The 24,975-nt window shown below is 54.5% G+C and carries 35 protein-coding genes; all 35 read left to right on the plus strand.

The genetic code is table 11. From position 1 onward, the window contains the following. Positions 1-61 precede the first annotated feature (61 nt). The 35 genes from rpoC (at position 62) to bfr (ending at position 24,958) form a co-directional block, all read left to right on the plus strand. The gene (gene rpoC, locus ICA16_RS23750; RefSeq protein ID WP_150602054.1) at positions 62-4,261 is read left to right on the plus strand and encodes a DNA-directed RNA polymerase subunit beta'; all 4,200 of its coding nucleotides are present in this window, start codon (positions 62-64) and stop codon (positions 4,259-4,261) included. A 216-nt stretch (positions 4,262-4,477) separates the two neighbouring features. Then, positions 4,478-4,849 carry a 30S ribosomal protein S12 gene (gene rpsL, locus ICA16_RS23755; RefSeq protein ID WP_003186084.1) on the plus strand — a complete coding sequence of 124 codons (372 nt, stop codon included), beginning with the start codon at positions 4,478-4,480 and terminating at the stop codon, positions 4,847-4,849. A 107-nt stretch (positions 4,850-4,956) separates the two neighbouring features. Then, complete coding sequence (gene rpsG, locus ICA16_RS23760; RefSeq protein WP_007916467.1) at positions 4,957-5,430, plus strand: 30S ribosomal protein S7; 474 nt, start codon at positions 4,957-4,959, stop codon at positions 5,428-5,430. Between the two features lie 30 nt (positions 5,431-5,460). Then, complete coding sequence (gene fusA / locus ICA16_RS23765) at positions 5,461-7,566, plus strand: elongation factor G (RefSeq protein ID WP_150602055.1); 2,106 nt, start codon at positions 5,461-5,463, stop codon at positions 7,564-7,566. Between the two features lie 31 nt (positions 7,567-7,597). After that, on the plus strand, positions 7,598-8,791 hold the full coding sequence (gene tuf / locus ICA16_RS23770; protein WP_042561343.1) for an elongation factor Tu: 1,194 nt from the start codon (positions 7,598-7,600) through the stop codon (positions 8,789-8,791). Between the two features lie 154 nt (positions 8,792-8,945). Next, positions 8,946-9,257 (plus strand): 30S ribosomal protein S10, encoded by a 312-nt coding sequence (gene rpsJ, locus ICA16_RS23775; RefSeq protein WP_003186070.1) that lies wholly within the window; start codon positions 8,946-8,948, stop codon positions 9,255-9,257. Between the two features lie 80 nt (positions 9,258-9,337). Beyond that, positions 9,338-9,973, plus strand: a complete 636-nt coding sequence (gene rplC, locus ICA16_RS23780) for a 50S ribosomal protein L3 (protein WP_007253310.1) — start codon at positions 9,338-9,340, stop codon at positions 9,971-9,973. 12 nt (positions 9,974-9,985) lie between these two features. Then, a complete protein-coding gene (gene rplD / locus ICA16_RS23785) occupies positions 9,986-10,588 on the plus strand; it encodes a 50S ribosomal protein L4 (RefSeq protein WP_150602056.1) in 603 nt (200 codons plus the stop codon). Beyond that, positions 10,585-10,884 carry a 50S ribosomal protein L23 gene (rplW, locus tag ICA16_RS23790; RefSeq protein WP_002555488.1) on the plus strand — a complete coding sequence of 100 codons (300 nt, stop codon included), beginning with the start codon at positions 10,585-10,587 and terminating at the stop codon, positions 10,882-10,884. The genes rplD and rplW overlap by 4 nt, the downstream gene beginning before the upstream one ends. 14 nt (positions 10,885-10,898) lie before the next feature. Next, on the plus strand, positions 10,899-11,723 hold the full coding sequence (rplB, locus tag ICA16_RS23795; protein ID WP_042561342.1) for a 50S ribosomal protein L2: 825 nt from the start codon (positions 10,899-10,901) through the stop codon (positions 11,721-11,723). 16 nt (positions 11,724-11,739) lie between these two features. Then, positions 11,740-12,015: a 30S ribosomal protein S19 gene (gene rpsS / locus ICA16_RS23800; RefSeq protein ID WP_003228731.1), complete on the plus strand. Its 276-nt coding sequence runs from the start codon at positions 11,740-11,742 to the stop codon at positions 12,013-12,015. 11 nt (positions 12,016-12,026) lie between these two features. Continuing rightward, on the plus strand, positions 12,027-12,359 hold the full coding sequence (gene rplV, locus ICA16_RS23805; protein ID WP_003103908.1) for a 50S ribosomal protein L22: 333 nt from the start codon (positions 12,027-12,029) through the stop codon (positions 12,357-12,359). 13 nt (positions 12,360-12,372) lie between these two features. Beyond that, positions 12,373-13,059, plus strand: a complete 687-nt coding sequence (rpsC, locus tag ICA16_RS23810; protein ID WP_003176422.1) for a 30S ribosomal protein S3 — start codon at positions 12,373-12,375, stop codon at positions 13,057-13,059. A gap of 12 nt (positions 13,060-13,071) precedes the next feature. Beyond that, on the plus strand, positions 13,072-13,485 hold the full coding sequence (gene rplP / locus ICA16_RS23815) for a 50S ribosomal protein L16 (RefSeq protein ID WP_003232424.1): 414 nt from the start codon (positions 13,072-13,074) through the stop codon (positions 13,483-13,485). Then, the gene (gene rpmC, locus ICA16_RS23820) at positions 13,485-13,676 is read left to right on the plus strand and encodes a 50S ribosomal protein L29 (RefSeq protein ID WP_002555481.1); all 192 of its coding nucleotides are present in this window, start codon (positions 13,485-13,487) and stop codon (positions 13,674-13,676) included. The genes rplP and rpmC overlap by 1 nt, the downstream gene beginning before the upstream one ends. A gap of 2 nt (positions 13,677-13,678) precedes the next feature. Continuing rightward, positions 13,679-13,945, plus strand: coding sequence for a 30S ribosomal protein S17 (gene rpsQ / locus ICA16_RS23825; RefSeq protein ID WP_003194644.1), 267 nt, complete (start codon positions 13,679-13,681; stop codon positions 13,943-13,945). A 23-nt stretch (positions 13,946-13,968) separates the two neighbouring features. Beyond that, positions 13,969-14,337, plus strand: coding sequence for a 50S ribosomal protein L14 (gene rplN / locus ICA16_RS23830; protein WP_002555479.1), 369 nt, complete (start codon positions 13,969-13,971; stop codon positions 14,335-14,337). Between the two features lie 11 nt (positions 14,338-14,348). Next, a complete protein-coding gene (gene rplX, locus ICA16_RS23835; protein ID WP_042561341.1) occupies positions 14,349-14,663 on the plus strand; it encodes a 50S ribosomal protein L24 in 315 nt (104 codons plus the stop codon). Positions 14,664-14,683: 20 nt separating this feature from the next. Beyond that, the gene (rplE, locus tag ICA16_RS23840) at positions 14,684-15,223 is read left to right on the plus strand and encodes a 50S ribosomal protein L5 (protein WP_003210069.1); all 540 of its coding nucleotides are present in this window, start codon (positions 14,684-14,686) and stop codon (positions 15,221-15,223) included. Between the two features lie 13 nt (positions 15,224-15,236). Beyond that, positions 15,237-15,542 (plus strand): 30S ribosomal protein S14, encoded by a 306-nt coding sequence (gene rpsN, locus ICA16_RS23845; protein ID WP_003228726.1) that lies wholly within the window; start codon positions 15,237-15,239, stop codon positions 15,540-15,542. Between the two features lie 209 nt (positions 15,543-15,751). Beyond that, on the plus strand, positions 15,752-16,144 hold the full coding sequence (rpsH, locus tag ICA16_RS23850; RefSeq protein WP_007966178.1) for a 30S ribosomal protein S8: 393 nt from the start codon (positions 15,752-15,754) through the stop codon (positions 16,142-16,144). 12 nt (positions 16,145-16,156) lie between these two features. After that, a complete protein-coding gene (gene rplF, locus ICA16_RS23855; RefSeq protein WP_003176412.1) occupies positions 16,157-16,690 on the plus strand; it encodes a 50S ribosomal protein L6 in 534 nt (177 codons plus the stop codon). Positions 16,691-16,700: 10 nt separating this feature from the next. Beyond that, positions 16,701-17,051, plus strand: a complete 351-nt coding sequence (gene rplR, locus ICA16_RS23860; RefSeq protein ID WP_003186037.1) for a 50S ribosomal protein L18 — start codon at positions 16,701-16,703, stop codon at positions 17,049-17,051. 3 nt (positions 17,052-17,054) lie between these two features. Further along, a complete protein-coding gene (rpsE, locus tag ICA16_RS23865) occupies positions 17,055-17,555 on the plus strand; it encodes a 30S ribosomal protein S5 (RefSeq protein WP_003176409.1) in 501 nt (166 codons plus the stop codon). A 2-nt stretch (positions 17,556-17,557) separates the two neighbouring features. Then, positions 17,558-17,734: a 50S ribosomal protein L30 gene (gene rpmD / locus ICA16_RS23870; RefSeq protein ID WP_003176408.1), complete on the plus strand. Its 177-nt coding sequence runs from the start codon at positions 17,558-17,560 to the stop codon at positions 17,732-17,734. Positions 17,735-17,737: 3 nt separating this feature from the next. Further along, positions 17,738-18,175: a 50S ribosomal protein L15 gene (gene rplO, locus ICA16_RS23875; RefSeq protein ID WP_042561340.1), complete on the plus strand. Its 438-nt coding sequence runs from the start codon at positions 17,738-17,740 to the stop codon at positions 18,173-18,175. Then, entirely contained in the window at positions 18,176-19,504 is a 1,329-nt protein-coding gene (gene secY, locus ICA16_RS23880) for a preprotein translocase subunit SecY (RefSeq protein WP_150595170.1), read from the plus strand. It abuts the gene before it with no gap. A 27-nt stretch (positions 19,505-19,531) separates the two neighbouring features. After that, complete coding sequence (gene rpmJ, locus ICA16_RS23885) at positions 19,532-19,648, plus strand: 50S ribosomal protein L36 (RefSeq protein WP_002555468.1); 117 nt, start codon at positions 19,532-19,534, stop codon at positions 19,646-19,648. Between the two features lie 129 nt (positions 19,649-19,777). After that, entirely contained in the window at positions 19,778-20,134 is a 357-nt protein-coding gene (gene rpsM / locus ICA16_RS23890; RefSeq protein ID WP_150595171.1) for a 30S ribosomal protein S13, read from the plus strand. Between the two features lie 30 nt (positions 20,135-20,164). Next, positions 20,165-20,554, plus strand: a complete 390-nt coding sequence (gene rpsK / locus ICA16_RS23895; protein WP_002555466.1) for a 30S ribosomal protein S11 — start codon at positions 20,165-20,167, stop codon at positions 20,552-20,554. Positions 20,555-20,572: 18 nt separating this feature from the next. Next, a complete protein-coding gene (gene rpsD, locus ICA16_RS23900) occupies positions 20,573-21,193 on the plus strand; it encodes a 30S ribosomal protein S4 (protein WP_003176404.1) in 621 nt (206 codons plus the stop codon). Between the two features lie 22 nt (positions 21,194-21,215). Beyond that, complete coding sequence (locus ICA16_RS23905) at positions 21,216-22,217, plus strand: DNA-directed RNA polymerase subunit alpha (RefSeq protein WP_003186012.1); 1,002 nt, start codon at positions 21,216-21,218, stop codon at positions 22,215-22,217. A 42-nt stretch (positions 22,218-22,259) separates the two neighbouring features. Further along, positions 22,260-22,646, plus strand: a complete 387-nt coding sequence (rplQ, locus tag ICA16_RS23910; protein WP_042561338.1) for a 50S ribosomal protein L17 — start codon at positions 22,260-22,262, stop codon at positions 22,644-22,646. A 240-nt stretch (positions 22,647-22,886) separates the two neighbouring features. Further along, positions 22,887-24,341: a catalase gene (locus tag ICA16_RS23915; protein WP_210701782.1), complete on the plus strand. Its 1,455-nt coding sequence runs from the start codon at positions 22,887-22,889 to the stop codon at positions 24,339-24,341. Positions 24,342-24,490: 149 nt separating this feature from the next. Continuing rightward, the gene (gene bfr, locus ICA16_RS23920; protein WP_047303712.1) at positions 24,491-24,958 is read left to right on the plus strand and encodes a bacterioferritin; all 468 of its coding nucleotides are present in this window, start codon (positions 24,491-24,493) and stop codon (positions 24,956-24,958) included. Positions 24,959-24,975: the final 17 nt, after the last annotated feature.

The raw sequence follows: 24,975 nt of genomic DNA on the forward strand, positions 1-24,975 counted from the left end.
GTGACGCGAATCGAGAGCGGGGCAGGATTGCCCGCTCTCTGCTCCGCCAGGAGGAAAGGCCTTGAAAGACCTACTGAATTTGCTGAAAAACCAGGGTCAAGTCGAAGAGTTCGACGCCATCCGTATTGGATTGGCCTCGCCTGAGATGATCCGCTCATGGTCGTTCGGTGAAGTTAAAAAGCCGGAAACCATCAACTACCGTACGTTCAAACCTGAGCGTGACGGTCTGTTCTGCGCCAAGATCTTTGGCCCGGTAAAGGATTACGAGTGCCTGTGCGGTAAGTACAAGCGCTTGAAGCACCGTGGTGTGATCTGCGAGAAGTGCGGCGTTGAAGTTGCGCTGGCCAAGGTTCGTCGTGAGCGCATGGCGCACATCGAACTGGCTTCGCCGGTTGCCCACATCTGGTTCCTGAAATCGCTGCCGTCGCGTATCGGTTTGCTGATGGACATGACCCTGCGTGATATCGAACGCGTTCTCTACTTCGAGAGCTATGTCGTTATCGACCCGGGCATGACTACCCTTGAAAAAGGTCAGTTGCTGAACGACGAGCAGTACTTCGAAGCGCTAGAAGAGTTCGGTGATGATTTCGACGCCCGCATGGGTGCCGAGGCTGTCCGCGAACTGCTGCACGCTATCGACCTGGAACACGAGATTGGCCGTCTGCGTGAAGAAATTCCGCAAACCAACTCCGAAACCAAGATCAAGAAGCTGTCCAAGCGTCTGAAGTTGATGGAAGCCTTCCAGGGTTCCGGCAACCTTCCAGAGTGGATGGTGCTGACCGTTCTGCCGGTTCTGCCGCCAGATCTGCGTCCACTGGTCCCGCTGGATGGCGGTCGTTTCGCGACTTCCGACCTCAACGATCTGTATCGTCGAGTGATCAACCGTAACAACCGCTTGAAGCGTCTGCTCGATCTGTCCGCTCCGGACATCATCGTGCGCAACGAAAAGCGTATGTTGCAGGAAGCTGTCGATGCACTGCTCGACAACGGTCGTCGTGGCCGCGCTATCACCGGTTCGAACAAGCGTCCTCTGAAATCCCTGGCTGACATGATCAAGGGTAAGCAAGGTCGTTTCCGTCAGAACTTGCTCGGTAAGCGTGTTGACTACTCTGGGCGTTCGGTAATTACCGTTGGCCCGACCCTGCGTCTGCACCAGTGCGGTCTGCCGAAGAAGATGGCTCTCGAGCTGTTCAAGCCGTTCATTTTTGGCAAGCTTGAAATGCGCGGTCTCGCGACCACCATCAAAGCGGCCAAGAAAATGGTCGAGCGCGAACTGCCAGAGGTTTGGGACGTTCTCGCTGAAGTGATCCGTGAACACCCAGTTCTCCTCAACCGTGCACCGACCCTTCACCGTCTGGGTATCCAGGCGTTTGAACCGGTACTGATCGAAGGTAAGGCTATTCAGCTGCACCCTCTGGTCTGCGCCGCGTACAACGCCGACTTCGACGGCGACCAAATGGCCGTGCACGTACCGCTGACACTGGAAGCTCAGTTGGAAGCGCGTGCGTTGATGATGTCGACCAACAACATTCTGTCGCCAGCCAACGGTGAGCCAATCATCGTTCCTTCGCAGGACGTTGTATTGGGTCTGTACTACATGACTCGTGAAGCGATCAACGCCAAGGGCGAAGGTCGTGTATTTGCGGATCTGCAGGAAGTTGACCGTGTGTTCCGTGCCGGCGAAGCCGCACTGCACGCCAAGGTCAAAGTACGTATCAACGAAACCGTCAACGACCGTGACGGCAACAGCGTGAGCGGTACTCGTATCGTCGACACTACCGTCGGCCGTGCGCTGCTGTTCCAGGTTGTGCCAAAAGGTCTGTCTTACGACGTCGTCAACTTGCCGATGAAGAAAAAGGCGATCTCCAAGCTGATCAACCAGTGCTACCGCGTGGTTGGTTTGAAAGAGACCGTGATCTTCGCTGACCAGTTGATGTACACCGGTTTCGCTTACTCGACCATCTCCGGCGTTTCCATCGGTGTTAACGACTTCGTTATCCCGGATGAAAAAGCCCGCATCATCGGTGCTGCCACCGACGAAGTGAAAGAGATCGAGAGCCAGTACGCCTCCGGCCTGGTAACCCAGGGCGAGAAGTACAACAAAGTGATCGACCTTTGGTCGAAAGCGAACGACGAAGTCTCCAAGGCGATGATGGCCAACCTCTCGAAAGAGAAAGTCATCGACCGTCATGGCGTCGAAGTCGACCAGGAATCTTTCAACTCGATGTACATGATGGCTGACTCGGGTGCGCGGGGTTCCGCAGCACAGATTCGTCAGCTGGCCGGTATGCGTGGTCTGATGGCCAAGCCGGACGGTTCCATCATTGAAACGCCGATTACTGCGAACTTCCGTGAAGGTTTGAGCGTACTTCAGTACTTCATCTCCACTCACGGTGCTCGTAAAGGTCTGGCGGATACCGCGTTGAAAACTGCGAACTCCGGTTACCTGACTCGTCGTCTGGTAGACGTGGCGCAGGATCTGGTTGTAACCGAGATCGATTGCGGCACCGAACACGGTCTGTTGATGACTCCGCACATTGAAGGCGGTGACGTTGTAGAGCCGTTGGGTGAGCGCGTATTGGGTCGTGTTATTGCCCGTGACGTATTCAAGCCAGGTACCGAGGACGTTATCGTTCCTGCCGGCACTCTGGTAGACGAGAAGTGGGTCGAGTTCATCGAGCTGAACAGCATCGATGAAGTGATCGTGCGTTCGCCGATCAGCTGCGAAACCCGCTATGGCATTTGCGCCAAGTGCTACGGCCGTGATCTGGCTCGTGGTCACCAGGTGAACATCGGTGAAGCGGTCGGCGTAATCGCTGCCCAGTCCATCGGTGAGCCGGGTACCCAGCTGACAATGCGTACGTTCCACATCGGTGGTGCGGCAAGCCGTACTTCCGCAGCTGACAGCGTTCAGGTGAAGAATGGCGGTACCGTCCGTCTGCACAACCTGAAGCACGTTGAGCGAGTGGATGGTCACCTGGTTGCTGTGTCCCGTTCCGGTGAGCTGGCAATCGCTGATGACTTCGGTCGTGAGCGCGAGCGTTACAAGCTGCCATACGGCGCTGTGATTTCGGTTAAAGAGGGTGACAAGGTCGACGCTGGCGCAATCGTGGCCAAGTGGGATCCGCACACTCACCCAATCGTTACCGAAATGAAAGGTACCGTGACCTACGTGGGCATGGAAGAAGGCATCACGATCAAGCGTCAGACTGACGAATTGACCGGTATGACCAACATTGAAGTACTCGACGCGAAAGATCGTCCAGCTGCCGGCAAAGAAATTCGCCCGGCTGTGAAGATGGTCGATGACAACGGCAAGGATCTGTTGCTGCCAGGCACTGACGTTATCGCTCAGTACTTCCTGCCAGCCAACGCCTTGGTCGGTGTTGCGGATGGTGCGAAGATTGCGATCGGTGATGTTATCGCTCGTATCCCGCAAGAAACTTCGAAAACCCGCGACATCACCGGTGGTCTGCCGCGTGTTGCCGACTTGTTCGAAGCCCGTCGTCCGAAAGAAGCGTCGATTCTGGCTGAAGTCAGCGGCACCATCGCGTTCGGTAAAGAGACCAAGGGCAAGCGCCGTCTGGTTATTACCCCGAACGATGGTACTGATCCGTACGAAGAGCTGATTCCGAAGTGGCGTCACCTGAACGTGTTTGAAGGCGAACAGGTAAACCGCGGCGAAGTTATCTCCGACGGTCCAAGCGATCCGCACGACATCTTGCGTCTGCTGGGTGTGAGCGCGCTGGCCAAGTATATTGTTAACGAGATCCAGGACGTTTACCGTCTGCAAGGCGTGAAGATCAACGACAAGCACATCGAGACCATTCTGCGTCAGATGCTGCGTAAGGTTGAAATCGCTGAATCCGGCGATTCCACTTTCATCAAGGGCGACCAGATGGAATTGACTCACGTACTGGTAGAGAACGAGCGTCTGGGCGCGGATGACAAATTTGTCTCCAAGTTCACTCGCGTTCTGCTGGGTATCACCAAGGCGTCGTTGTCGACCGAATCGTTCATCTCGGCGGCTTCCTTCCAGGAAACCACCCGCGTACTGACCGAAGCAGCCGTCACCGGCAAGCGCGATTACCTGCGCGGCCTGAAAGAAAACGTAGTCGTGGGTCGTCTGATCCCGGCCGGTACCGGTCTGGCATATCACAGCGAGCGCAAGCGTCGTCGTGAAGCAGACAAGCCGTTGCGCGTAAGCGCCAGTGAAGTGGAAGCTGCACTGACCGAAGCGCTGAACTCGAGCGGTAACTGAGTTCTGCGATATATGAGCGTAAGGCCCTGATCGCGCCGTTCATCGAATCGAGACAAATTGTCGAGGTTCGATGAGTGGGGAGGTCGGGGCCTTGCCTTGACTGGGGACAAGATCCTCTTTAGACTCTTGTACCCCTAAATTTGGCGGGAATTCGTTCCTGCCATTTTGCTTTTCTTGCAAGACAATAGCGTCGCAAGACAACAGTGGAGCTAGTAGATGGCAACTATCAACCAGCTGGTACGTCAGCCGCGTAAGCGTATCGTCGAGAAATCCGACGTGCCTGCGCTGCAGAACTGCCCGCAACGTCGTGGCGTATGCACCCGTGTGTATACCACCACGCCGAAAAAACCTAACTCGGCACTGCGTAAAGTATGCCGTGTGCGTCTGACCAACGGTTTCGAGGTTTCCTCGTACATCGGCGGTGAAGGCCACAACCTGCAAGAGCACAGCGTCGTACTGATCCGTGGCGGTCGTGTAAAAGACTTGCCAGGTGTTCGTTACCACACCGTTCGCGGTTCTTTGGATACTTCCGGCGTTAAAGGTCGTAACCAGGGTCGTTCGAAGTACGGTACCAAGCGTCCGAAGTAATCGGCCGTTTTGCAGATTTTTATTTTATTGAGTCGATAAGAGTAAGGTCGGGCACGCATCCTTTGGATCTGTCCCGAGCTAACCTGAAGACCGCTTGAGGGCTTATCATGCCAAGACGTCGCGTAGCAGCAAAGCGTGAGATTCTGGACGATCCGAAATACGGAAGCCAGATCCTCGCCAAATTCATGAACCACGTTATGGAAAGCGGCAAGAAAGCCGTTGCCGAGCGTATCGTTTATGGTGCCCTGGAAACCGTTGCGACCCGTAAGGCTGGCACCGATCCCCTGGAACTCTTCGAAAAAGCACTCGACGCCATCGCTCCGCTGGTCGAAGTGAAGTCGCGCCGCGTTGGTGGTGCTACTTACCAGGTTCCGGTCGAGGTTCGTCCTTCCCGTCGTAACGCTCTGGCAATGCGCTGGTTGGTAGACTTCGCACGTAAGCGTGGCGAGAAGTCTATGGCTCTGCGTTTGGCTGGCGAGCTGCTGGATGCTGCTGAAGGTAAAGGTGCTGCTGTTAAGAAGCGTGAAGACGTGCACCGTATGGCAGAAGCCAACAAAGCTTTCTCGCACTACCGCTTCTAATTTTAGCTTCACTAATTTTGCGAGGGCTTTATGGCTCGTACTACTCCGATTAGTCGCTACCGTAACATCGGTATCGTCGCTCACGTGGATGCTGGTAAAACCACCACCACCGAGCGCGTCCTTTTTTACACTGGCAAAAGTCACAAAATGGGCGAGGTGCATGACGGCGCCGCGACCACAGACTGGATGGTTCAGGAGCAGGAGCGTGGTATTACCATTACTTCTGCTGCCATTACCGCCTTCTGGAAAGGTTCTGCTAAGCAGTACAAAGACGAGCACCGCTTCAACGTAATCGATACCCCGGGCCACGTAGACTTCACTATTGAAGTTGAACGTTCCCTGCGCGTACTCGACGGCGCTGTCGTTGTGTTCTGCGGTACTTCGGGTGTTGAGCCTCAGTCGGAAACCGTATGGCGTCAAGCCAACAAATACGGTGTTCCACGTCTTGTTTACGTAAACAAGATGGACCGTGCTGGTGCGAACTTCCTGCGCGTGATCGAACAGATCAAAAAGCGTCTGGGCCACACTCCGGTGCCAATCCAGTTGGCTATCGGTTCAGAAGACAACTTCCAGGGTCAGATCGACCTGATCAACATGGAAGCTGTGTACTGGAATGATGCTGATAAAGGTATGGTTCCTGTTCGTAAGCCTATTCCTGAAGATATGCAGGAATTGGCTGCCGAATGGCGCGACAACATGGTTCAGGCTGCTGCCGAAGCCAACGAAGAGCTGATGAACAAGTACCTGGAAGGCGAAGAGCTGACGATCGAAGAGATCAAAGCTGCTTTGCGTCAGCGTACTATCGCCGGCGAAATCGTTCTGGCTGTTTGCGGTTCTTCCTTCAAGAACAAGGGTGTTCCCCTGGTTCTCGACGCCGTTATCGACTTCCTGCCTGCGCCAACCGATATTCCTGCTATCAAGGGCACTGACCCTGATAACGAGGAAATCGAGCTGGAGCGTCACGCAGACGATTCGGAGCCGTTCTCGGCTCTGGCGTTCAAGATCGCTACTGACCCATTCGTGGGTACTTTGACCTTCGTCCGTGTTTACTCGGGCGTGTTGAACTCCGGCGACGGCGTGATCAACTCGGTTAAAGGCAAGAAAGAGCGCGTGGGTCGTATGGTGCAAATGCACGCAAACGCCCGTGAAGAGATCAAGGAAGTACGCGCTGGTGACATCGCGGCCCTGATCGGCATGAAGGACGTCACCACTGGTGAAACCCTCTGCAACGCTGACAAGCCAATCATTCTGGTTCGTATGGACTTCCCGGAGCCGGTTATTTCGGTTGCCGTAGAGCCTAAGACCAAGGATGACCAGGAAAAAATGGGTATCGCTCTGGGCAAGCTTGCTCAGGAAGATCCATCTTTCCGCGTTAAGACTGATGAAGAGACTGGTCAAACGATCATCTCCGGCATGGGCGAGCTGCACCTGGACATCCTGGTTGACCGGATGCGCCGTGAGTTCAACGTCGAAGCCAACATCGGCAAGCCTCAGGTTTCCTATCGTGAGCGCATCACGAAGAACTGCGAAATCGAAGGCAAGTTCGTTCGCCAGTCCGGCGGTCGTGGCCAGTTCGGTCACTGCTGGATTCGTTTTGCTCCTGCTGACGAAGGTCAGGAAGGTCTGCAATTCGTGAACGAAGTAGTAGGTGGTGTGGTTCCTAAGGAATACATCCCGGCTATCCAGAAGGGTATCGAAGAGCAGATGAAGAACGGCGTTGTTGCCGGCTATCCGCTGATCGGCCTGAAGGCTACCGTGTTCGATGGTTCTTACCACGACGTCGACTCCAACGAGATGGCGTTTAAAGTGGCTGCTTCCATGGCGACCAAGCAACTGGCCCAGAAGGGTGGTGGTGAGTTGCTCGAGCCGATCATGGCTGTAGAGGTTGTTACGCCTGAAGACTATATGGGTGATGTCATGGGCGACCTTAACCGTCGTCGCGGCATGATTCAGGGTATGGAAGACACGGTCTCCGGCAAAGTAATTCGTGCTGAAGTTCCGCTGGGTGAAATGTTCGGTTATGCGACCGACGTTCGTTCCATGTCCCAGGGTCGCGCAAGCTACTCTATGGAATTCAAAAAATACGATACAGCCCCGTCGCACATCGTCGAGTCTGTTACCAAAAAACAAGGCTGATTCAGCCCCTTTAGGCTAGGAGTTAATTGTCGTGGCTAAAGAAAAATTTGATCGTTCCCTACCGCACGTCAACGTTGGCACCATCGGTCACGTTGACCACGGTAAAACCACTCTGACTGCTGCTCTGACTCGCGTTTGCTCCGAAGTTTTCGGTTCCGCAATCGTTGATTTCGACAAGATCGACAGCGCACCAGAAGAAAAAGCTCGTGGTATCACCATCAACACCGCGCACGTTGAATACAACTCGCTGATCCGTCACTACGCTCACGTTGACTGCCCAGGTCACGCTGACTATGTGAAGAACATGATCACCGGTGCTGCTCAGATGGACGGCGCAATCCTGGTTTGCTCGGCCGCTGATGGTCCGATGCCGCAAACCCGTGAGCACATCCTGCTGTCCCGTCAGGTTGGCGTTCCGTACATCGTGGTTTTCCTGAACAAGGCTGACCTGGTAGACGACGCTGAGCTGCTGGAACTGGTTGAGATGGAAGTTCGCGACCTGCTGTCCACCTATGACTTCCCAGGCGACGACACTCCGATCATCATCGGTTCGGCTCGTATGGCTCTGGAAGGCAAAGACGACAACGAAATGGGCACCACTGCCGTTCGTAAGCTGGTTGAGACTCTGGATACCTACATTCCGGATCCAGTTCGCGTAATCGACAAGCCGTTCCTGATGCCAATCGAAGACGTATTCTCGATCTCGGGTCGCGGTACTGTTGTGACTGGTCGTATCGAGCGCGGTATCGTTCGCGTTCAGGATCCACTGGAAATCGTTGGTCTGCGTGACACTACCGTCACCACCTGCACCGGTGTTGAAATGTTCCGTAAGCTGCTCGACGAAGGTCGTGCTGGCGAGAACTGCGGCGTGCTGCTGCGCGGCACCAAGCGTGACGACGTAGAGCGTGGCCAGGTTCTGGTTAAGCCGGGTTCGGTTAAGCCGCACACTACCTTCGAAGCTGAAGTGTACGTGTTGAGCAAAGAAGAAGGCGGTCGTCACACTCCGTTCTTCAAAGGCTACCGTCCACAGTTCTACTTCCGGACCACTGACGTGACCGGTAACTGCGAACTGCCGGAAGGCGTTGAAATGGTAATGCCAGGCGACAACATCAAAATGGTTGTCACCCTGATCAAAACCATCGCAATGGAAGATGGTCTGCGTTTCGCTATCCGTGAAGGCGGTCGTACCGTCGGCGCTGGCGTCGTAGCCAAAATCATCGCCTAACTCTTTTGAGTTAAATGATGAATTGAAAAAAGCCTCCGCTTAGCGGGGGCTTTTTTTATTGGGTTGACACCTATCTGGGGCGTCTATAGAATTGCGCCTCCTTTTAACGGGCGTATTGCGCTCGGTGGGAATAGCAGCCGGAGTCTGAAATCCAATGCAAAATCAGCAAATCCGTATCAGGTTGAAGGCTTTTGACCATCGCCTGATCGACCAATCCACCCAGGAAATCGTGGAAACCGCGAAACGTACTGGTGCTCAAGTGCGTGGTCCAATTCCACTGCCTACCCGTAAAGAGCGGTTCACCGTTCTGGTCTCTCCGCACGTCAACAAAGACGCGCGTGACCAGTACGAGATCCGTACTCATAAGCGCGTTCTGGACATCGTCCAGCCAACGGATAAAACCGTTGATGCGCTTATGAAGCTTGATCTTGCGGCCGGTGTGGAAGTACAGATCAGCCTCGGCTAAGACTCGGTCTTAGTCGTGTAACGCTCTGAAATGGGCGGCCATAGCGGGTGAAAGCCCCGTACACTCATGAGGTTTACAACATGACTATTGGTGTAGTCGGTCGTAAATGCGGTATGACCCGTATTTTCACCGAAGAAGGTGTCTCCATTCCGGTCACGGTCATTGAGATCGAACCGAATCGCGTCACCCAGTTCAAAACTGAAGAGACCGATGGCTATCGTGCAGTGCAAGTCACTGTAGGCGAGCGTCGTGCTTCGCGTGTTACAGCAGCTCAGGCTGGCCACTTCGCTAAGGCGAACGTTGCCGCTGGTCGCACTGTCATGGAGTTCCGTCTTGAAGAAGGCGACTACCAGGCTGGCGATCTGATCAACGCTGAAATCTTCGCCGCTGGTCAACTGGTTGATGTAACCGGTCAGTCCAAGGGTAAAGGCTTCCAGGGTACGATCAAGCGTTGGAATTTCCGCGGGCAAGATAACACCCACGGTAACTCCGTATCCCACCGCGTCCCAGGCTCTATCGGCCAGTGCCAGACTCCTGGTCGTGTATTCAAGGGCAAAAAAATGTCCGGTCATATGGGCGCTGAGCGCGTGACCGTGCAGTCCCTGGAAGTAGTGCGCGTGGACGCTGAACGCAATCTGTTGTTGGTCAAGGGCGCTGTTCCTGGCGCTACTGGCGGCAATCTGGTTGTACGTCCAGCAGCCAAGGCTCGCGGTTAAGGGGAAGCTGACATGCAATTAAATGTAAATGACGCTCAAGCGATCGAAGTTTCCGAACTGACATTTGGCGGCGAATTCAACGAGACGCTGGTTCACCAAGCAGTCGTGGCCTACATGGCCGGCGGCCGTCAAGGTAGCAAGCAGCAAAAGACCCGTTCCGACGTTCGTGGTGGCGGTAAGCGCCCATGGCGTCAGAAAGGTACTGGCCGTGCTCGTGCCGGTACTATCCGTAGCCCAATCTGGCGTGGCGGCGGTACCACTTTCGCAGCTCGTCCACAGGATCACTCCCAGAAGCTGAACAAGAAGATGTATCGCGCAGCAATGCGTTCCATCCTTGCTGAGCTGGTGCGTACTGATCGTCTGATCGTGGTTCAGGATTTCGCTGTTGAAACTCCAAAAACCAAAGATCTGCTGGGCAAGCTGAACAACATGAGCCTGACCGATGTTCTCATCGTGTCGGACGCTGTTGATCAGAACCTGTACCTGGCTGCTCGTAACCTGCCGCACGTAGATGTACGTGACGTTCAAGGTTCCGATCCAGTTAGTCTGATCGCATACGACAAGGTGTTGATCACCGTGTCGGCCGTGAAGAAATTCGAGGAGCTGCTGGGATGAACCAGGAACGCGTATTTAAAGTTCTGCTTGGCCCGCACGTTTCCGAAAAGGCTACGGTTCTGGCTGACAAGAAAGGCCAGTTCGTTTTCAAGGTTGCAACTGACGCAACCAAGCTGGAAATCAAGAAGGCCGTCGAAAGCCTGTTCAGCGTGAAAGTTGAGCGTGTTACTACCCTGAACGTTCTGGGTAAGAGCAAGCGCACGGCTCGCGGTCTGGGCAAGCGCAATGACTGGAAGAAGGCAGTTATCTCCCTTCAGCCAGGCCAAGATCTCGATTTCAGCAGCAGTGCTGAGTAAGGAAGGGGTGCATCATGGCAATCGTTAAATGCAAACCGACTTCCCCTGGCCGCCGTTTTGTGGTCAAGGTGGTCAACCAGGAGCTGCATAAAGGCGCTCCTCACGCACCGCTGCTCGAGAAAAAATCGAAGACTGGTGGTCGTAACAACAATGGCCGTATTACTACCCGTCATATCGGTGGTGGTCATAAGCAGCATTACCGTATGGTCGACTTCCGTCGCAACGACAAAGATGGCATTCCAGCCACTGTTGAGCGTATCGAATACGATCCAAACCGTACTGCTCACATTGCTCTTATGTTGTACGCAGACGGCGAACGCCGTTACATCATCGCCCCTAAAGGCGTGAGCGCTGGCGACCAGCTGATTTCGGGTGCTTTGGCTCCGATCAAGCCGGGCAACCAGTTGCAACTGCGCAGCATTCCAGTTGGTAGCACCGTACACGGCATCGAATTGAAGCCAGGTAAAGGCGCGCAGATCGCTCGTTCCGCTGGTGCTTCGGCACAGCTGATCGCTCGTGAAGGCGTGTACGTTACCCTGCGTCTTCGCTCCGGTGAGATGCGTAAAGTCCTGGCTGAATGCCGTGCGACCCTGGGCGAAGTCTCGAACTCCGAGCACAGCCTGCGTTCGCTGGGTAAAGCTGGTGCCAAACGCTGGCGTGGCGTTCGCCCAACCGTTCGTGGTGTTGCCATGAACCCGGTTGACCACCCACATGGTGGTGGTGAAGGTCGTACCTCTGGTGGTCGTCATCCGGTATCGCCATGGGGCTTCCCGACTAAGGGCGCGAAGACTCGTGGTAATAAGCGTACCGACAAAATGATCGTCCGTCGTCGCAAGTAAATAGAGGGATACGACAGTGCCACGTTCTCTGAAAAAAGGTCCTTTTATTGATCTTCACCTACTGAAGAAGATCGAAGTGGCGGCGGAAAAGAACGATCGCAAACCAATTAAGACTTGGTCGCGTCGTTCTATGATCCTGCCACAAATGGTCGGTCTGACCATCGCAGTACACAACGGTCGTCAACACGTCCCAGTTCTCGTTAACGAAGACATGGTCGGCCACAAACTGGGCGAGTTTGCCGGTACCCGCACTTATCGTGGGCACGTGGCAGACAAGAAAGCCAAGCGTTAAGGGGTTAGGAAATGGAAGTAGCCGCTAAGTTGTCGGGCGCTCGAATCTCCGCCCAGAAAGCCCGCTTGGTCGCCGACCAGATTCGCGGGAAGAAGGTGGGCGAAGCGCTCAACTTGTTGGCTTTCAGCAGTAAGAAAGCCGCCGAGATCATGAAGAAAGTGCTGGAGTCGGCCGTAGCCAACGCCGAGCATAACGAAGGCGCAGACGTTGATGACCTGAAGGTCAGCACCGTTTTCGTCAACGAAGGGCGTTCGCTGAAGCGCATCATGCCACGTGCCAAAGGCCGTGCTGATCGCATCGTCAAGCGGTCTTGCCATATCACTGTCAAGGTTGCTGACAAGTAACGGAGTCGAAGAGATGGGTCAGAAAGTACATCCCATTGGCATTCGCCTGGGAATCGTCAAGGAGCACACCTCCGTCTGGTACGCAGACGGTCGGACTTATGCGGACTATTTGTTCGCTGATCTGAAGGTGCGTGAGTATCTCCAAGACAAACTAAAAAGCGCGTCCGTAAGCCGTATCGATATCCATCGTCCGGCGCAAACTGCACGTATCACCATCCACACCGCTCGTCCAGGTATCGTTATCGGGAAGAAAGGTGAAGATGTTGAGAAACTGCGTCAGGACCTGACCAAGCAAATGGGTGTGCCTGTGCACATCAATATCGAAGAGATCCGTAAGCCGGAGCTCGACGGTATGCTGGTTGCGCAGAGCGTAGCTCAGCAGCTGGAGCGTCGCGTTATGTTCCGTCGCGCTATGAAGCGCGCTGTACAAAACGCCATGCGCATTGGTGCCAAAGGCATCAAAATCCAAGTGAGCGGTCGTCTCGGCGGTGCTGAAATCGCACGTACTGAATGGTATCGCGAAGGTCGTGTGCCACTGCACACCCTGCGTGCCGACATCGACTATGCCAACTACGAAGCTCACACCACTTATGGTGTGATCGGTGTAAAGGTTTGGATCTTCAAAGGCGAAGTAATTGGTGGTCGCCAAGAAGAACTGAAACCACAAGCACCAGCGCCTCGTAAAAAAGCTGCTAAGTAAGGGGTACGCCAAATGTTGCAACCTAAGCGTACGAAGTTCCGCAAGCAGATGACAGGTCACAACCGTGGCCTGGCTCAGCGCGGTAGCAAAGTCAGCTTCGGCGAGTTCGCGCTGAAGTCTGTAGCTCGTGGTCGTCTCACCGCTCGTCAGATCGAGTCAGCGCGTCGTGCTCTGACCCGTCACGTTAAACGTGGCGGCAAGATCTGGATCCGTGTATTCCCGGACAAGCCGATCTCCAAAAAGCCTCTCGAGGTTCGTATGGGTAAAGGTAAGGGTAACGTGGAATACTGGGTTGCCCAGATTCAGCCAGGCAAAGTCCTGTATGAAATCGAGGGTGTAACTGAAGAGCTGGCGCGTGAGGCTTTTGCCCTGGCTGCTGCAAAGCTGCCGCTCGCCACCGCCTTTGTTAAACGGACGGTGATGTGATGAAAGCGAATGAACTTCGTGAAAAATCCGCACAGCAGCTGAACGAGCAACTGCTCGGCTTGCTGCGCGACCAGTTCAATCTGCGTATGCAGAAAGCAACTGGCCAGTTGGGGCAGTCTCATCTGCTCTCGCAAGTTAAGCGTGACATCGCTCGCGTGAAGACTGTGCTTAACCAGCAGGCAGGTAAGTGATCATGGCTGAAGCCGAAAAAACTGTCCGTACGCTGACTGGCCGTGTTGTCAGCGACAAGATGGACAAAACCATCACCGTTCTGATCGAGCGTCGCGTAAAGCACCCGATCTACGGTAAATATGTTAAGCGTTCGACTAAGCTGCACGCGCACGACGAAACCAATCAGTGCCACATCGGCGACAAAGTCACTATTCGTGAAACTCGTCCGATGGCCAAGACCAAGTCTTGGGCACTGGTTGATGTTCTCGAACGCGCTGTGGAAGTCTAAGGACTAGGGGTCGGAGAAATTATATGATTCAGACTCAATCCATGCTCGATGTGGCCGATAACAGCGGCGCTCGCCGTGTTATGTGCATCAAGGTGCTGGGTGGCTCCCATCGTCGTTACGCTGGTATCGGTGACATCATCAAAGTTACCGTGAAGGAAGCAATTCCTCGCGGTAAAGTGAAAAAAGGCCAAGTGATGACTGCTGTTGTAGTCCGCACTCGTCACGGCGTACGTCGTGCTGATGGCTCCATTATCCGCTTTGATGGCAACGCTGCTGTTCTTCTGAACAACAAGCAAGAGCCGATCGGCACCCGTATCTTTGGGCCAGTGACCCGTGAACTTCGTACTGAGAAGTTCATGAAGATCGTCTCGCTCGCCCCAGAAGTGCTGTAAGGAGATCCGACATGCAAAAGATTCGTCGTGACGACGAGATCATCGTGATCGCCGGCAAAGACAAAGGTAAGCGCGGTAAGGTGCTGAAGGTTCTTGCTGACAACCGTCTGGTTGTTGGTGGTCTGAACCTGGTCAAGCGTCATACCAAGCCTAACCCGATGTCGGGCGTACAAGGCGGTATCGTCGAGAAAGAAGCGCCACTGCACGCTTCTAACGTAGCCATCTTCAATGGCGAAACCAACAAGGCTGACCGCGTTGGTTTCAAAGTAGAAGAAGGTAAGAAAATTCGTGTCTTCAAGTCGACCCAAAAAGCGGTTGATGCTTGAACACTGCTAGGTAGAAGACCATGGCACGACTAAAAGAGATTTACCGGAAGGAAATCGCTCCGAAACTTAAGGAAGAACTTAAGCTTTCGAACGTGATGGAAGTTCCGCGCGTTACCAAAATCACCCTGAACATGGGTCTGGGCGAAGCGATCGGCGACAAAAAAGTCATCGAGCACGCTGTTGCTGACCTGGAAAAGATCACCGGCCAAAAAGTCGTTGTGACCTACGCTCGTAAATCCATCGCTGGCTTTAAAGTCCGCGAAGGATGGCCGATCGGTGTCAAGGTGACTCTGCGCCGTGAGCGTATGTATGAGTTCCTGGATCGTCTGCTGTCGATCTCCCTGCCTCGGGTTCGCGACTTCCGCGGCCTGAATGCCAAGTCCTTCGATGGTCGTGGTAACTACAGCATGGGCGTAAAAGAGCAGATCATTTTCCCGGAAATCGACTACGACAAGATCGATGCTCTCCGCGGTCTGGACATTACCCTGACCACCACTGCCAAGAACGATGATGAAGGCCGCGCTCTGCTGCGCGCTTTCAAATTCCCGTTCCGCAACTGATTGGAGTAGGAAAATGGCCAAGAAGAGCATGAAAAACCGTGAGCTGAAGCGTCAGCTCACTGTTGCCAAGTACGCCACCAAGCGTGCAGCGCTGAAAGCTATCATCGTTGATCTGAACGCAAGTCCAGAAGCGCGTTGGGAAGCTACCGTAGCTCTGCAGAAGCAACCACGTGACGCAAGCGCTTCGCGCATGCGTAACCGTTGCCGCCTGACTGGTCGTCCGCACGGCGTTTACCGCAAGTTCGGCCTTGGCCGTAACAAGTTGCGTGAAGCTGCAATGCGTGGTGACGTTCCAGGTCTGGTTAAAGCCAGCTGGTAATCGCTGTCAAAGCCTTGATGGTCGGGTTTGTAAGAACCTGACCATCGGTGGCCTTGAATTTGAATCAAGCCCCTTTTGGGGCTTGATTCATTTCTGGGGTGTGTCTAGAATGACCGGCTCGCCTGAGCCCGTGTTTTTCATGCCCGGAAGTTCTCGGCGACAAGTAGTAGCCGCAAGGCTAATTTTTCTGTATTAGGAGCGTCTAGCCCATGAGTATGCAGGACCCGTTAGCGGACATGCTAACTCGAATCCGTAATGCCCAGATGGCTGAAAAGTCTGTCGTAAGCATGCCGTCTTCCACGCTGAAGGTGGCTGTAGCAAAAGTCCTGAAGGACGAAGGTTACATCGCGGATTTTCAGATCACCACCGACGCTAAGCCGTCGTTGTCCATCTCGCTGAAGTACTTCGAAGGCCGTCCGGTTATCGAAGAAGTGAAGCGCGTTAGTCGTCCAGGCCTGCGTCAGTACAAGTCCGTTGAAGATCTGCCGAAAGTTCGTGGCGGTCTTGGCGTGTCTATCGTCTCCACCAACAAAGGTGTGATGACGGATCGTGCTGCGCGCGCTGCCGGTGTCGGCGGCGAAGTTCTTTGCACTGTGTTCTAAGGGGGGATAAGCATGTCTCGCGTCGCTAAGAACCCCGTTAAGCTGCCAGCCGGTGTCGAAGTAAAATTCGCAGGCCAACAGCTTTCGGTGAAGGGTGCCAAGGGCACTCTTGAACTGAACATCCATTCGTCCGTTGAGATTGTTGAAGAAGCTGGTGAGCTGCGTTTCGCTGCTCGCAATGGCGATCAACAAACTCGCGCAATGGCCGGTACCACGCGTGCGTTGGTAAACAACATGGTCCAAGGCGTAAGCCAAGGCTTCGAGCGTAAGCTCCAGCTGGTCGGTGTTGGTTACAAAGCGCAAGCAAAAGGCACGGTTTTGAACCTTGCCCTTGGCTTCTCGCACCCAGTGGATTACGAACTGCCGGAAGGCATCACCGCTGAGACTCCTAGCCAGACCGATATCCTGATCAAGGGCATCGATAAGCAGCTGGTAGGTCAAGTGGCCGCTGAGATCCGCGACTTCCGTCCACCAGAGCCGTACAAAGGCAAAGGTGTGCGCTACGCGGACGAAGTCGTCCGTCGTAAAGAAGCCAAGAAGAAGTAGGGCATAGCAAATGACCGACAAAAAAGTTACTCGACTGCGTCGCGCTCGCAAAGCACGCCTGAAAATGCACGAACTCGAAGTCGTGCGTCTCTGCGTGTTCCGCTCGTCGCAGCACATCTACGCCCAGGTCATCTCGGCCGACGGCAACAAAGTCTTGGCAAGCGCCTCGACTTTGGATAAAGAACTGCGTGATGGTGCCACTGGCAACATCGACGCGGCCACAAAGGTTGGCCAGCTGGTCGCTACGCGTGCTAAGGCCGCTGGCGTCTCGCAAGTGGCTTTCGACCGCTCTGGCTTCAAGTACCACGGCCGCGTTAAAGCGCTGGCTGATGCTGCTCGTGAAGCTGGGCTGGAGTTCTAAGTTATGTCAAATAACGACCAAAAGCGCGACGAAGGCTACATTGAGAAGCTGGTTCAAGTTAACCGCGTAGCCAAAACCGTTAAAGGCGGCCGTATCTTCACTTTCACCGCGTTGACCGTGGTGGGTGATGGTAAAGGGCGTGTTGGCTTCGGCCGTGGCAAGTCACGTGAAGTGCCTGCTGCGATCCAGAAGGCAATGGAAGCTGCTCGCCGCAACATGATCCAAGTTGACCTGAACGGCACCACTCTGCAGTACGCAATGAAGTCCGCTCACGGCGCTTCGAAGGTGTACATGCAGCCTGCTTCTGAAGGTACCGGTATCATCGCTGGCGGCGCTATGCGTGCTGTCCTCGAAGTTGCTGGCGTTCAGAACGTTCTGGCCAAGTGCTACGGCTCGACTAACCCGGTAAACGTGGTTCACGCCACTTTCAAGGGTCTGAAAGCCATGCAATCTCCTGAGTCTATTGCTGCCAAGCGTGGCTTGACCGTCAAGGAGATCTTCTGATCATGGCTACCGTTAAAGTAACGCTGATCAAAAGCATGACCGGCCGCATCCCTAACCACAAATTGTGCGTTAAGGGTTTGGGTCTGCGTCGCATCGGTCACACTGTAGAAGTCCAGGATACTCCCGAGAATCGCGGGATGATCAACAAGGCTTACTACATGCTGCGTGTCGAGGGTTAATCGATGAAACTCAATGATCTGAGTCCAGCGCCGGGTTCCCGTCGTGAAAAGCATCGTCCGGGCCGTGGTATCGGTAGCGGTTTGGGTAAGACTGGTGGCCGCGGCCACAAAGGTCAGACCTCCCGCTCCGGTGGCACCATTGCTCCAGGCTTTGAAGGCGGTCAACAGCCGCTGCATCGTCGCCTGCCGAAGTTCGGTTTCGTTTCCCTCAAGGCTATGGATCGCGCAGAAGTGCGTCTGTCCGAGCTGGCTAAAGTGGAAGGCGACATCGTCACCGTGCAGTCCCTGAAAGATGCCAACGTGATTAACGTCAACGTACAGCGTGTGAAAATCATGCTGTCCGGTGAAGTGACTCGCGCTGTCACTATCGGCAAGGGAATCGGCGCCACCAAAGGTGCGCGTTCGGCTATCGAAGCAGCTGGCGGCAAGTTCGAGGAATAAATGGCTAAGCAAGGTGCTCTCTCTGCGCTCGGCAAAGGCGGTATGTCTGAACTCTGGGCTCGTCTGCGTTTTCTGTTCCTGGCGATTATCGTCTACCGAATAGGCGCACACATCCCGGTTCCAGGTATTAACCCGGACCGACTCGCAGAACTGTTTCGACAGAATGAGGGGACCATTCTTAGCTTGTTCAACATGTTCTCCGGCGGCGCGCTGGAAAGGATGAGCATCTTTGCACTGGGGATCATGCCGTACATTTCGGCATCGATCATCATGCAGCTGATGACAGCCGTCAGCCCGCAGCTGGAACAGTTGAAGAAGGAAGGTGAAGCTGGGCGTCGCAAGATTGCTCAGTACACCCGCTACGGCACTGTCGTTCTCGCTCTCGTTCAGGCTATTGGCATGTCCATTGGTCTGGCAGGGCAGGGCGTATCGTTCACTGGTGACTTTGGCTTCCATTTCGTCGCGGTATCCACTTTTGTGGCTGGTGCGATGTTCATGATGTGGCTGGGTGAGCAGATTACTGAGCGTGGTGTTGGCAACGGTATCTCGATGTTGATTTTCGCAGGTATCGTCGCCGGTCTTCCGAGAGCGATCGGGCAGTCTTTCGAGTCTGCGCGTCAGGGTGATATCAACATTTTTGCCCTGGTTGCGATCGGTTTGCTGGCAGTAGCGATTATCGGTTTTGTGGTGTTCATTGAGCGTGGTCAGCGTCGTATTGCTGTTCACTACGCCAAGCGTCAGCAGGGCCGTAAGGTCTTCGCTGCGCAGACTAGCCACTTGCCGCTGAAGGTGAACATGGCCGGTGTTATTCCGGCTATTTTCGCGAGCAGCATTTTGCTGTTCCCGGCTTCGTTGGGTACCTGGTTCGGTCAGTCTGAAGGTATGGGCTGGTTGCAGGACATCTCGCAGTCGATCGCTCCTGGTCAGCCGTTGAATATTCTGCTGTTTAGTGCAGGGATTATTTTCTTCTGCTTCTTCTATACGGCGTTGATGTTCAATCCGAAAGACGTAGCGGAAAACCTGAAGAAGTCCGGTGCCTTTATTCCGGGTATCCGTCCGGGCGAGCAGTCGGCGCGCTACATTGATGGCGTTCTGACCCGTTTGACCCTGTTCGGTGCTCTATATATGACGGCCGTATGTCTGTTGCCCCAGTTCCTGGTGGTTGCGGCAAACGTTCCGTTCTACCTTGGCGGGACCTCGTTGCTGATCGTGGTCGTGGTTGTGATGGACTTCATGTCCCAAGTACAATCGCACCTCGTTTCGCACCAGTACGAATCCCTGATGAAGAAAGCCAACCTGAAGGGTTACGGCAGCGGCATGTTGCGCTGAGTACCCATAAGGTTCGAGGAGTTGGTGATGAAAGTTCGTGCATCGGTGAAAAAGCTGTGCCGTAACTGCAAAATTATTCGCCGCGAAGGTGTTGTTCGAGTAATTTGCAGCGCGGAACCGCGTCACAAACAGCGCCAAGGCTGAGTGTGATCCGCTTGAAGCCCGGCAGCTAGTGCGCTGCCGGGTTGATTATTTGTTATTACAGCGATATTATCTCGCGCCCTATTTCTTGGCTTCCGGGGCGTAGGTAGCTGTCAATTGGAGTCCCACTGAATGGCCCGTATTGCAGGCGTTAACATTCCAGATAACAAGCACACTGTTATCTCGCTGACCTACATCTATGGTGTTGGTCGCACTACTGCGCAGAAAATTTGCGCAGAGACTGGGGTAAACCCAGCCGCAAAGATCAAAGATCTGAGCGACGAGCAGATTGAACAGTTGCGTGGCGAAGTGGCGAAGTTCACCACTGAAGGTGACCTGCGTCGCGAAGTCAACATGAAAATCAAGCGTTTGATGGATCTCGGTTGCTACCGCGGTCTGCGTCATCGTCGTGGTCTTCCAGTGCGCGGTCAGCGTACCAAGACTAACGCGCGTACCCGTAAAGGTCCGCGTAAGCCGATCCGCAAGTAATCGCCCACGCGAATCGACAGGAAATTAATCATGGCAAAACCTGCTGCTCGTCCTCGTAAAAAAGTTAAAAAGACAGTGGTTGATGGCATCGCCCACATCCATGCTTCTTTTAACAACACAATCGTGACCATCACCGACCGTCAAGGTAACGCGCTTTCTTGGGCTACCTCCGGTGGTTCGGGTTTCCGCGGTTCCCGCAAGTCCACCCCGTTTGCTGCTCAAGTAGCTGCTGAACGTGCTGGTCAAGCTGCGCTGGAATATGGCCTGAAAAACCTCGACGTTAACGTCAAAGGTCCAGGTCCAGGTCGTGAGTCTGCTGTCCGTGCATTGAACGGCTGTGGCTATAAGATCGCCAGCATCACCGACGTGACGCCAATCCCGCACAACGGGTGCCGTCCGCCGAAGAAGCGCCGCGTGTAATCCAGGAGATTGTAAAGAATGGCTCGTTACATTGGTCCAAAATGCAAACTCGCTCGTCGCGAAGGCACCGATCTCTTCCTGAAGAGCGGCGTGCGCGCGATCGAATCGAAGTGCAACATTGAAGCAGCACCTGGTATCCACGGCCAACGCCGCGGTCGCCAGTCCGACTACGGCACCCAACTGCGTGAAAAGCAGAAGGTCCGTCGTATCTACGGCGTTCTCGAGCGTCAGTTCAGCGGCTACTACAAAGAAGCTGCTGGCAAGAAAGGTGCAACCGGTGAAAACCTGCTGCAACTGCTCGAATGCCGTCTGGACAACGTTGTATACCGTATGGGCTTTGGTTCGACTCGTGCCGAATCCCGCCAGCTGGTATCGCACAAGTCGATCAGCGTTAACGGTCAGACCGTAAACGTTCCGTCGTATCAGGTTCGTGCTGGTGACGTGGTTGCAGTTCGCGAGAAAGCAAAAAACCAGCTTCGCATTGTCCAAGCTCTCGATCTGTGTGCCCAACGTGGCCGCGTAGAATGGGTAGAAGTAGACACTGAGAAGAAGTCGGGCGTTTTCAAGAACGTTCCTGCTCGCAGTGATCTGTCCGCCGACATCAACGAAAGCCTGATTGTCGAGCTCTACTCCAAGTAAGGGCTAGAAAATAGGTGCATCCATGCAGATTTCGGTAAATGAGTTCCTGACACCCCGCCATATTGATGTGCAGGTTGTCAGTCCAACCCGCGCCAAGATCACTCTCGAGCCTCTCGAGCGTGGTTTTGGCCACACCCTGGGCAACGCGCTGCGACGCATCCTGTTGTCCTCAATGCCCGGCTGCGCAGTAGTCGAGGCCGAGATTGACGGTGTGCTCCACGAGTACAGCGCCATCGAAGGTGTACAGGAAGACGTAATTGAAATCCTGTTGAACCTTAAAGGTCTGGCCATCAAGCTGCACGGTCGTGACGAAGTTACGCTGACCTTGTCGAAGAAGGGTTCGGGGGTGGTTACCGCTGCCGATATTCAGCTGGATCATGATGTCGAGATCGTTAATCCCGATCACGTAATCGCTAACCTGGCGTCTAACGGCGCCCTGAACATGAAGCTCACTGTAGCTCGTGGTCGTGGTTATGAACCAGCCGACTCGCGTCAGAGCGATGAAGACGAAAGCCGCAGCATCGGTCGCTTGCAGCTTGACTCTTCGTTCAGCCCAGTTCGCCGTATCGCATACGTGGTGGAAAACGCCCGTGTCGAGCAGCGTACTAACCTGGACAAGCTGGTTATTGATCTGGAAACCAACGGTACTCTGGATCCTGAAGAGGCTATTCGCCGCGCTGCAACCATTCTGCAACAGCAGTTGGCTGCGTTCGTCGACCTCAAAGGTGACAGTGAGCCAGTGGTTGTCGAGCAGGAAGACGAGATCGATCCGATCCTGCTTCGCCCGGTTGACGATCTGGAACTGACTGTACGTTCGGCTAACTGCCTTAAGGCGGAAAACATCTACTACATCGGTGACCTGATTCAGCGTACCGAAGTAGAGCTGTTGAAGACTCCGAACCTGGGCAAGAAATCCTTGACTGAAATCAAGGACGTTCTGGCCTCCCGCGGTCTGTCCCTCGGCATGCGCCTCGACAACTGGCCGCCTGCAAGTCTTAAGAAGGACGACAAGGCGACTGCCTGATCGTCGTAATCACCGAACGTAGTGTTTGGTAAGGAATGAACCATGCGTCATCGTAAAAGTGGTCGTCACCTGAGCCGCACCAGCTCGCACCGCAAGGCCATGTTCCAAAACATGGCGGTGTCGCTGTTCGAGCACGAGCTGATCAAAACTACACTGCCGAAAGCTAAAGAACTGCGTCGCGTTGCTGAGCCGCTGATCACTTTGGCCAAGACAGACAGCCTGGCTAACCGCCGTTTGGTTTTCGACCGTACTCGTTCGAAAGCTATCGTTGGTAAGCTCTTCAACGACCTGGGCAAGCGTTACGCTACCCGTGAGGGTGGCTACCTGCGCATCCTCAAGTGCGGCTTCCGCACTGGCGACAACGCGCCTATGGCGTACGTCGAGTTGGTTGATCGTGCTACCGGCGGTGAAGCTGTATCCGCTGAGTAAGACGTCAGTCTGAAACGAAGAACCGGGCCTAGTGCCCGGTTTTTTGTGCCTGAAAGAAAATGAGTGATTCGTACAAGCTTCCGACACTGTTCTCTTGTCATCATGTGCGGGAAATGATCATTAGTAATTTTCTATCGATGCCCGCAAGGTAATGAATTTGTAGGTGTCACGTTGATGATCAATACTTCCCACCAAGCCGATTAGCCGGCAGTTTGAAGACTGAAAGAGGAAGAAGACCGTATGAGCCAGATTAAAACGCTTACGACTGCCAGTGGCGCTCCTGTCGCTGATAACCAGAATTCTCGCTCTGCCGGCCCTCGCGGCCCGCTGCTGCTCGACGATTTTCACTTGCTCGAGAAGCTCGCCCATTTCAACCGTGAAAACATTCCTGAGCGCCGCGTACATGCCAAGGGCTCGGGTGCTTACGGTACGTTCACTGTTACCCGCGATATCACCCAGTACACCAGCGCCAAGCTGTTCGAGTCTGTGGGCAAGCAAACCCCGACTTTTCTGCGATTCTCCACCGTCGGTGGCGAGCGTGGATCGGCTGATACCGAGCGCGATCCTCGTGGTTTCGCTTTGAAGTTTTACACCGAAGAAGGCAACTGGGACATCGTTGGCAACAACACGCCAGTGTTCTTCATTCGCGATCCCCTGAAGTTTCCAGACTTCATCCACACTCAAAAGCGTCTGCCACAAAGCAACCTGAAAAGTGCGCAAATGATGTGGGACTTCTGGTCGCACTCACCCGAAGCCCTGCACCAGGTCACGATCCTGTTCTCTGATCGCGGCATTCCTGACGGCTACCGTCACATGCATGGTTTCGGCAGCCACACTTATAGCCTGATCAGCGCGCAGGGCGAGCGTCACTGGGTGAAGTGGCACTACAAGACCAAGCAAGGGATCAAGAACCTGGCGCCGGCAGACGCTGCACGTCTGGCGGGCACCGATCCGGATTACGCCCAGCGTGACCTGTTCGAAGCGATCGAGCGTGGTGACTTCCCGAAATGGCGCGTGTGCATCCAGATCATGACCGAAGCTCAGGCTGCGGCGCATTTCGAGAACCCGTTCGATGTCACCAAAACCTGGTCGCAGAAAGAATTCCCGCTGATCGAAGTGGGTGAGCTGGAATTGAACCGCAACCCACTGAATTACTTTGCTGAAGTCGAGCAAGCCGCATTCGGCCCCAGCAACATGGTTCCAGGCGTCGGTCTCTCGCCTGACCGTATGCTGCAAGGTCGTGTGTTCGCTTACGCTGATGCCCATCGCTACCGTGTCGGCACCAACCACCAGCAATTGCCGGTGAATGCTCCGCGCAGTCCGGTGAATACTTATCAGCGCGATGGCTCGATGGCTTTTGGCAGCAACGGTGGTGCGGCACCTAATTACGAGCCGAACAGCTACATCGAGTCGCCAAAGCAAGCGCCGCATTATGCTGAGCCTGCGCTGGCCTTGAGCGGTGCGGCTGATCGTTACGATCACCGCGAAGACACTGACTACTACAGCCACGCCGGTGCACTGTTCCGCTTGATGGGTGACGAGCAAAAAGCGTTGTTAGTCAGCAACATCGCCGGGGCAATGAGCGGGGTTTCGCCTGACGTCGTCGACCGTCAGTTGCAGCACTTCTATAAAGCCGATCCGGCGTATGGAGACGCAATCGCAAAGCTGCTCAACGTACAGCTTAACGAAGTCTAAACGAGAAGCAAAACCGCCCTCATTTGGGCGGTTTTTGCGTTATTTAGGCCGCTTTTCTCAGAATATCTTCGCTTTTATTGCGTAGAAAGGGTGACCTTCCAGTCAGGTTGGTTCAAACTACAGCCTTTCAAGCAGGGAGATGTAGGGCGATGCAAGGCCACCCAGATGTTATCGATTACCTCAACACGTTGCTGACCGGCGAACTGGCCGCGCGTGACCAATATTTTGTGCATTCGCGGATGTATGAGGACTGGGGGTTCACCAAGCTCTACGAGCGAATCAACCACGAGATGGAAGAAGAGGCAGGTCACGCCGATGCGTTGATGCGCCGGATTCTGATGCTTGAAGGCACACCGCGTATGCGTCCGGATGATCTGGATGTCGGCACCACGGTACCGGAGATGCTCGAAGCGGATCTGCGTCTTGAGTACAAAGTCCGTGCTGCGCTGTGCAAAGGCATTGAGCTCTGCGAGCAACACAAGGACTACGTCAGTCGTGAGATCCTGCGGATCCAGCTGAACGACACCGAAGAAGATCACACCTACTGGCTGGAAAAGCAGTTGGGCCTGATCAAGCTGATCGGTCTCGAGAACTATCTGCAGTCTCATACTTCCTGATTGCAAAGATACAAAAA

This window comes from Pseudomonas anatoliensis (genome assembly GCF_017976235.1).
In the GTDB taxonomy this organism is placed as follows: Bacteria; Pseudomonadota; Gammaproteobacteria; order Pseudomonadales; family Pseudomonadaceae; genus Aquipseudomonas; species Aquipseudomonas anatoliensis.

What these genes read in the sequence shown, in the direction of transcription:
- rpsL (WP_003186084.1), top strand. Translation starts at nt 4,478, where the DNA reads ATGGCAACTATCAACCAGCTGGTACGTCAGCCGCGTAAGCGTATCGTC.
- rpsG (WP_007916467.1), top strand. Translation starts at nt 4,957, where the DNA reads ATGCCAAGACGTCGCGTAGCAGCAAAGCGTGAGATTCTGGACGATCCG.
- fusA (WP_150602055.1), top strand. Translation starts at nt 5,461, where the DNA reads ATGGCTCGTACTACTCCGATTAGTCGCTACCGTAACATCGGTATCGTC.
- rpsJ (WP_003186070.1), top strand. Translation starts at nt 8,946, where the DNA reads ATGCAAAATCAGCAAATCCGTATCAGGTTGAAGGCTTTTGACCATCGC.
- rplC (WP_007253310.1), top strand. Translation starts at nt 9,338, where the DNA reads ATGACTATTGGTGTAGTCGGTCGTAAATGCGGTATGACCCGTATTTTC.
- rplD (WP_150602056.1), top strand. Translation starts at nt 9,986, where the DNA reads ATGCAATTAAATGTAAATGACGCTCAAGCGATCGAAGTTTCCGAACTG.
- rplW (WP_002555488.1), top strand. Translation starts at nt 10,585, where the DNA reads ATGAACCAGGAACGCGTATTTAAAGTTCTGCTTGGCCCGCACGTTTCC.
- rplB (WP_042561342.1), top strand. Translation starts at nt 10,899, where the DNA reads ATGGCAATCGTTAAATGCAAACCGACTTCCCCTGGCCGCCGTTTTGTG.
- rplV (WP_003103908.1), top strand. Translation starts at nt 12,027, where the DNA reads ATGGAAGTAGCCGCTAAGTTGTCGGGCGCTCGAATCTCCGCCCAGAAA.
- rpsC (WP_003176422.1), top strand. Translation starts at nt 12,373, where the DNA reads ATGGGTCAGAAAGTACATCCCATTGGCATTCGCCTGGGAATCGTCAAG.
- rplP (WP_003232424.1), top strand. Translation starts at nt 13,072, where the DNA reads ATGTTGCAACCTAAGCGTACGAAGTTCCGCAAGCAGATGACAGGTCAC.
- rpmC (WP_002555481.1), top strand. Translation starts at nt 13,485, where the DNA reads ATGAAAGCGAATGAACTTCGTGAAAAATCCGCACAGCAGCTGAACGAG.
- rpsQ (WP_003194644.1), top strand. Translation starts at nt 13,679, where the DNA reads ATGGCTGAAGCCGAAAAAACTGTCCGTACGCTGACTGGCCGTGTTGTC.
- rplN (WP_002555479.1), top strand. Translation starts at nt 13,969, where the DNA reads ATGATTCAGACTCAATCCATGCTCGATGTGGCCGATAACAGCGGCGCT.
- rplX (WP_042561341.1), top strand. Translation starts at nt 14,349, where the DNA reads ATGCAAAAGATTCGTCGTGACGACGAGATCATCGTGATCGCCGGCAAA.
- rplE (WP_003210069.1), top strand. Translation starts at nt 14,684, where the DNA reads ATGGCACGACTAAAAGAGATTTACCGGAAGGAAATCGCTCCGAAACTT.
- rpsN (WP_003228726.1), top strand. Translation starts at nt 15,237, where the DNA reads ATGGCCAAGAAGAGCATGAAAAACCGTGAGCTGAAGCGTCAGCTCACT.
- rpsH (WP_007966178.1), top strand. Translation starts at nt 15,752, where the DNA reads ATGAGTATGCAGGACCCGTTAGCGGACATGCTAACTCGAATCCGTAAT.
- rplF (WP_003176412.1), top strand. Translation starts at nt 16,157, where the DNA reads ATGTCTCGCGTCGCTAAGAACCCCGTTAAGCTGCCAGCCGGTGTCGAA.
- rplR (WP_003186037.1), top strand. Translation starts at nt 16,701, where the DNA reads ATGACCGACAAAAAAGTTACTCGACTGCGTCGCGCTCGCAAAGCACGC.
- rpsE (WP_003176409.1), top strand. Translation starts at nt 17,055, where the DNA reads ATGTCAAATAACGACCAAAAGCGCGACGAAGGCTACATTGAGAAGCTG.
- rpmD (WP_003176408.1), top strand. Translation starts at nt 17,558, where the DNA reads ATGGCTACCGTTAAAGTAACGCTGATCAAAAGCATGACCGGCCGCATC.
- rplO (WP_042561340.1), top strand. Translation starts at nt 17,738, where the DNA reads ATGAAACTCAATGATCTGAGTCCAGCGCCGGGTTCCCGTCGTGAAAAG.
- secY (WP_150595170.1), top strand. Translation starts at nt 18,176, where the DNA reads ATGGCTAAGCAAGGTGCTCTCTCTGCGCTCGGCAAAGGCGGTATGTCT.
- rpmJ (WP_002555468.1), top strand. Translation starts at nt 19,532, where the DNA reads ATGAAAGTTCGTGCATCGGTGAAAAAGCTGTGCCGTAACTGCAAAATT.
- rpsM (WP_150595171.1), top strand. Translation starts at nt 19,778, where the DNA reads ATGGCCCGTATTGCAGGCGTTAACATTCCAGATAACAAGCACACTGTT.
- rpsK (WP_002555466.1), top strand. Translation starts at nt 20,165, where the DNA reads ATGGCAAAACCTGCTGCTCGTCCTCGTAAAAAAGTTAAAAAGACAGTG.
- rpsD (WP_003176404.1), top strand. Translation starts at nt 20,573, where the DNA reads ATGGCTCGTTACATTGGTCCAAAATGCAAACTCGCTCGTCGCGAAGGC.
- ICA16_RS23905 (WP_003186012.1), top strand. Translation starts at nt 21,216, where the DNA reads ATGCAGATTTCGGTAAATGAGTTCCTGACACCCCGCCATATTGATGTG.
- rplQ (WP_042561338.1), top strand. Translation starts at nt 22,260, where the DNA reads ATGCGTCATCGTAAAAGTGGTCGTCACCTGAGCCGCACCAGCTCGCAC.
- ICA16_RS23915 (WP_210701782.1), top strand. Translation starts at nt 22,887, where the DNA reads ATGAGCCAGATTAAAACGCTTACGACTGCCAGTGGCGCTCCTGTCGCT.
- bfr (WP_047303712.1), top strand. Translation starts at nt 24,491, where the DNA reads ATGCAAGGCCACCCAGATGTTATCGATTACCTCAACACGTTGCTGACC.